This window comes from uncultured Lactobacillus sp., assembly GCF_947367125.1.
In the GTDB taxonomy this organism is placed as follows: domain Bacteria; phylum Bacillota; class Bacilli; order Lactobacillales; family Lactobacillaceae; genus Lactobacillus.
In genome coordinates this window covers 1-5,612 of record NZ_CANBCQ010000061.1, presented here as the reverse complement: position 1 = coordinate 5,612, position 5,612 = coordinate 1, and the positions used below count along the sequence as shown (strand labels likewise).

The 5,612-nt window shown below is 37.5% G+C and carries 4 protein-coding genes; all 4 read left to right on the top strand.

Going from position 1 to position 5,612, the window contains the following annotated elements:
- Positions 1 to 221 precede the first annotated feature (221 nt).
- Positions 222 to 1,571 carry an amino acid permease gene (locus Q0Y84_RS11880; protein ID WP_297954021.1) on the top strand — a complete coding sequence of 450 codons (1,350 nt, stop codon included), beginning with the start codon at positions 222 to 224 and terminating at the stop codon, positions 1,569 to 1,571.
- Between the two features lie 72 nt (positions 1,572 to 1,643).
- Positions 1,644 to 3,017 (top strand): amino acid permease, encoded by a 1,374-nt coding sequence (locus Q0Y84_RS11875; protein WP_297954018.1) that lies wholly within the window; start codon positions 1,644 to 1,646, stop codon positions 3,015 to 3,017.
- A gap of 208 nt (positions 3,018 to 3,225) precedes the next feature.
- Complete coding sequence (locus Q0Y84_RS11870) at positions 3,226 to 3,954, top strand: gamma-glutamyl-gamma-aminobutyrate hydrolase family protein (protein WP_297954024.1); 729 nt, start codon at positions 3,226 to 3,228, stop codon at positions 3,952 to 3,954.
- A gap of 11 nt (positions 3,955 to 3,965) precedes the next feature.
- A complete protein-coding gene (locus tag Q0Y84_RS11865; protein ID WP_297954015.1) occupies positions 3,966 to 5,357 on the top strand; it encodes an APC family permease in 1,392 nt (463 codons plus the stop codon).
- Positions 5,358 to 5,612: the final 255 nt, after the last annotated feature.

Here is a 5,612-nt window from a genome sequence, read left to right as displayed (position 1 = left end):
GGAAATTATGTCATACTTACTACAATTAGGACATTTTCCTAAGTTAACAGTTAAGACATTATCACTTGTTAATCACAATAATTATGTTAAAAATAAAAAATAATTGCATGAATGTTGAGTTGGCTATATAATTCAGAAAAAAGCAAACTTAATGGAGCAACATGTTTCATTTAAAAAACATGCTGCTCCGTTTTTTGTTTTGAGGAAGGTGTGAAGTAATTATGGATGAGAAGCCGGGATTAAAACGCGGGCTTAAAAGTCGTCACGTAACAATGATTGCAATAGGGGGAGCCATCGGTACTGGCCTATTCTTAGGTTCAGGTTCAGCCATTCATAGTGCTGGCCCTTCAATTATTTTGTCTTACTTAATTGTGGGAATTATTACCTTTTTTATGATGCGTGCATTAGGAGAACTTATTTTAGCTGATCCCGATAGCCATTCATTTTTAGAATCAATTAAAAAGTATTTGGGTAAGCGTGCTGAGTTTGTAGCGGGCTGGATGTACTGGGCTTGCTGGCTTAGTTTAGCTATGGCCGATTTGACCGCAACGGGAATTTATTTAAGATATTGGTTCCCTTGGTTGCCGCAATGGGTTGGACCTTTGGTGATTGTGGTTTTATTGATGTTGATCAATATGGTAAATGTTGGTCTTTTTGGTGAACTAGAAAGCTGGTTCTCAATGATTAAGGTGATTGCAATTGTAGCCTTAATCGTTACTGGTGCGGTAATGTTGCTGCTTCATACGCACGTAAAGGGTGGTTATGTTTCGCTAACTAATTTAGTTAGCCATGGCGGCTTTTTCCCTACTGGGATTTGGGGCTTTCTTTTATCATTTCAAATGGTTGTTTTTGCCTTTGTTGGGGTAGAAATTGTTGGTCAAACTGCTAGTGAAACAGCTAATCCACAAAAAGATATTCCTAAGGCGATTAATACCTTGCCAGTTAGAATTGGGCTTTTTTATGTGGGTTCAATGTTAGCAATTATGTCAGTTTATCCTTGGAATCAGATTACAACTAATTCAAGTCCATTTGTTCAGGTTTTTACCGGGATTGGAGTAACTACGGCGGCAGGTATTTTAAATTTTGTCGTTTTGACTGCGGCTATGTCGGCGACTAATAGTGCAATTTTTTCAACCAGTCGTTCATTGTATTCTCTAGCACGTAACAGCCATGCGCCTAAGAAACTAGGTGAATTGACCAAAAAAGCAATTCCAATGAATGCTTTGACTACTTCTTCATTAATTTTATTTGTAGTAGTTGCGCTAAATTATTTAATGCCAGCAGAAATATTCTCTGTTGTCTCAACTGTGTCAACGATTTGTTTTGTGATTGTTTGGATCATGATTATGGCAGCACATATTGTTTATCGTAAACAGAATAAAGATAATTTAGGTGCCTTTAAAATGCCGGGCTATCCTGTAACTAGCTGGCTTACGCTTGCCTTTTATGTTGGCATTTTAATCTTATTGTTCTTTATCAAATCAACGCAGCTGGCTTTGATTATTTCGATTTTATTTGCAATCTTTTTAGCGATCAGCTACAGTTTTGTTCGAAAAAATGATAAGGTATAGTGATTAAAGATAAATGAGAATAGATATATTTCCTAGGAAATTTTTACAGATGCTAAAGAAAGGGAGTTGGGTATGGCGAAGAAAGCACCTGAATTAAAGCGGTCGATGACGGCCGGACAGATGGAAATGATCTCACTTGGAGGAGCAATCGGTGTTGGGCTATTTATGGGAGCTAGCTCAACTATCAAATGGACTGGTCCTTCAGTGTTATTAGCCTACATTTTTGTTGGGATTATTTTGTATATTGTAATGCGGGCATTGGGTGAAATGCTTTATGTTGATCCTGGTACTGGTTCTTTTGCGGACTATGCTTCAGAGCATGTACACCCAATTGCTGGTTATTTGGCCGAATGGGCGAACGTTTTTCAATATATTGTTGTTGGTATTTCTGAAGTAGTAGCAACAACTGAGTATCTGCGCTTTTGGTGGAAGGGTACCTCTGATTGGGTTGCCGGCGTAATTATCATTTTATTTTTGCTGATAGCTAACTTAGCTAGTGCCAAGGCTTATGCCACTTTGGAATTCTGGTTTGCCATGATCAAAGTCGTCACGATTATCTTAATGATCTTATTAGGCCTTGCGGTAATTCTATTTGGCTTTGGCAATGGCGGCCATCCAGTTGGCTTTTCTAACCTGTGGAGTCATGGTGGCTTCTTCACCGGCGGAATCAAGGGATTCTTTTTCTCTATGGCCATTATTGTTGGTTCTTATGAGGGAATCGAGCTGATTGGTATTTCAGCTGGTGAAGTGTCTAATCCGCATAAAGCTATTGTTAAAAGTGTTAAGTCGGTTTTATGGCGGATTTTGATCTTTTATGTTGGGGCAATCTTTGTGATTGTCACGATTTATCCATGGAATAAATTAGATAGCATTGGCTCCCCATTTGTCACGACTTTTGCTAAAGTAGGGATTACTGCAGCAGCTTCAGTGATTAATTTTGTGGTTTTGACTGCCGCTTTGTCTGGTGCTAACTCTGGAATTTATTCATCAAGTCGGATGCTTTATAAATTAGCTCATGAAGGAGAAGCACCGAAGACTTTTGGTCATATTTCAAAAAGGATCGTGCCTAGTCACGCGATCATTGGGATCACTAGTGGGATTTTCATTGGTTTTATGCTTAATGTGTTGGCCCAATTTTTGAATAAATCATTGGCTAATATCTTCGTGATTGTCTATAGTTCATCTGTTTTGCCAGGGATGGTAGCTTGGTTTGTTATTTTGCTGGCAGAATTGCGCTTCAGACGAAAGAATCCGCATTTGATGGAAAACCACCCATTTAAGTTGCCACTTTATCCATATTCAAATTACTTTGCGCTGAGTATGCTGGTTGTGATTGTTGTCTTCATGTTTATCAATCCGGAGACGCAAATTTCAGTAGCAGTTGGTGCAGCAGTATTGATTATTGCGGCGCTGGTTTATGTGGTGAAACATCGAAAAGATAACTAAAATTGAGCAGTAGGTGAAAGGCCTGCTGTTTTTTTGATGTAATAAGAATTTTGAAGATACATAGAGATACATAAAAACTTTGAACAAGGACTATAAAAAGTAGAATTATCAAAAATAAAGCTACAATTAGTATTTTTGATTGTACTTTTAGCCTAAATTTCTCTATAATATTACATACTAAAAGTAAGTTATGGGAGGAGCGATGATGATGTCAAAACCAATTATTGGTATTTCAGGTTCTGTAATTATTGACGATGGAGGGATATTCCCCGGCTATCGTCGTAGTTATGTGAATGAGGATTATATTGATTCTGTAGTGCAAAATGGTGGTGTACCTTACATCATTCCGTTTACTGAAGATGATGAAGTAATTCGTGAACAGCTTAATCATGTTCAAGGTTTGATCTTATCTGGCGGTCATGATGTTGATCCACGTTTTTATGGCGAAGAACCATTGCAAAAGATTGGCGCTACTTGGCCTGAACGTGATCATTTTGATATGCTTTTGTTAAAATTAGCTGAAGAAAATGGAATTCCGGTGCTTGGCATTTGTCGTGGCGCTCAGATTATTAACGTGGCTCATGGTGGGACTCTTTATCAGGATCTTTCATATAGAAAAGAATTGACGCTTAAGCACATGCAAGGTCATACGCCAGCTTTGCCGACTCACAGTATGGAAGTTGAAGCTGATAGTAAATTGGCTGAAATTTTAGGTAAAACTGAATTCCGTGTTAATTCTTTCCACCATCAATTAATTAAGGATGTTGCACCGGACTTAAAAGCGGTAGCGACCGCCCCAGATGGCGTGGTTGAAGGTTTAGAAAATAAGCAAGGCAATGTCATTGCAGTACAGTGTCATCCTGAAATGTTACATCGCAATCCTGATGTAGCCTTTATGAATAATTTATTTAAATTTGTTGTTGATAATGCAAAATAGGGAGTAATAAATTGAGTGAGAAAGCAGGAGATAAGTTAGGCTTTTGGTCAATTGTCTTATTGGCCATTAATGCAATTATCGGTTCTGGGATCTTTTTAACGCCAGGTAGCGTAGTTCAACAAGCCGGTAGTAAAGCCTTAGTTGTATATTTAATTGCGGCAATTTTTGCAGCAATCTTGGCAATTTCATTTGCGGCAGCTTCAAAGTATGTCACTAAGTCAGGTGCTGCCTATGCTTATTCAAAGGCCGCTTTTGGTGATAAGATCGGTTTTTATATGGGCGTGTTGCGCTATTTTTCAGCTAGTGTGGCTTGGGGCGTGATGGCTGTTGGTGTAATCAAGTCAACTATTTCCATTTTTGGCGGGAATCCCAATAAAGCAATGAATGTCACGCTTGGCTTTTTGATCTTAATGGCAATTATCACCGTGATCAATCTGTTTGGTCAAAAGGTAGTTAAGTATGTAATGAACTTAGCCACCATCGGAAAGCTAGCTGCTTTGGTTTTAATTATTATTGCTGGGGTAGTTTTATTAATTACGACTGGTGCTTCAAGTCATTTGTCTGAAGTAGATCAATTGACTCAGAATGGTCAAAAAATTGTGCCAACTTTGACTACTACTACTTTTGTCATGGCGATTGTATCCGCCTTTTATGCCTTTACTGGCTTTGAATCAGTAGCTTCTGGTTCAGAAGACATGAAAGATCCAGAAAAGAACTTGCCACGAGCAATTCCATTGGCAATTTTAATCATTGCGGTAGTTTATATCGGCGTTGTAGCGGTAGCGATGATACTTAACCCACGCGCTTTAATGACGACTAAGCAAGTTGTAGCGATTGCAGCAATTTTTAAAAATGAAATTTTACGTGATGTCATCTTAGTTGGAGCATTAGTTTCAATGTTTGGGATTAATGTGGCATCTAGTTTTAATGCACCACGTATCCTTGAGGCAATGGCACGTGAAGGTCAAATGTCACAAGCTTTGACCAAGAGAACAAAGAATAATTTCCCAATTAGAACTTTCTTTATTTCAGTTGGCTTAGCTATCTTAATTCCAATGGCCTTTGAATACAATATGGTCAATTTGATTACTTTAAGTGCGATGGTTAGATTCTTGGGCTTTATCGTAGTACCGCTAGCAGTTATTCAATTCTATCGTGGTAAGACCAAAGAAGAAGTTTTAAAGGCTGACAAGAATGCTTGGACTGACGTTGTTGTGCCAATCTTATCGATTATTATTGTTGTTTTCTTGTTAATTGAATATAACTGGCAAGCACAATTCGGTATAACAAACGCAACAGGTCAAGTAGTTGGCGTTAACTGGTATGCAATTGCTATGATGATCTTTGGTTTTGTCCTTTTGCCATTAATTATGGCTTGGATTTCTAGAAGAGAACGGAGATAAGAATGATTAAGTAAGAATATCTTACATTTTTGATATGATGATATGAACCAAAAATGTAAGATATATTATTTTTATTACCATATTTCGATATTCTATCGGAGTATGGTTTTTTAGTACTTATGGTAGTGAATATGTTCTTTAAATTGTTTGCTCTAATTCATTCATAGTCTTAAATATATTTTGAGACTGTAAAATAGTTTGTGTAAGGATGAATGATTCCTTAAATTTATTTCTTTAAACATTAGAAAAAGGAGT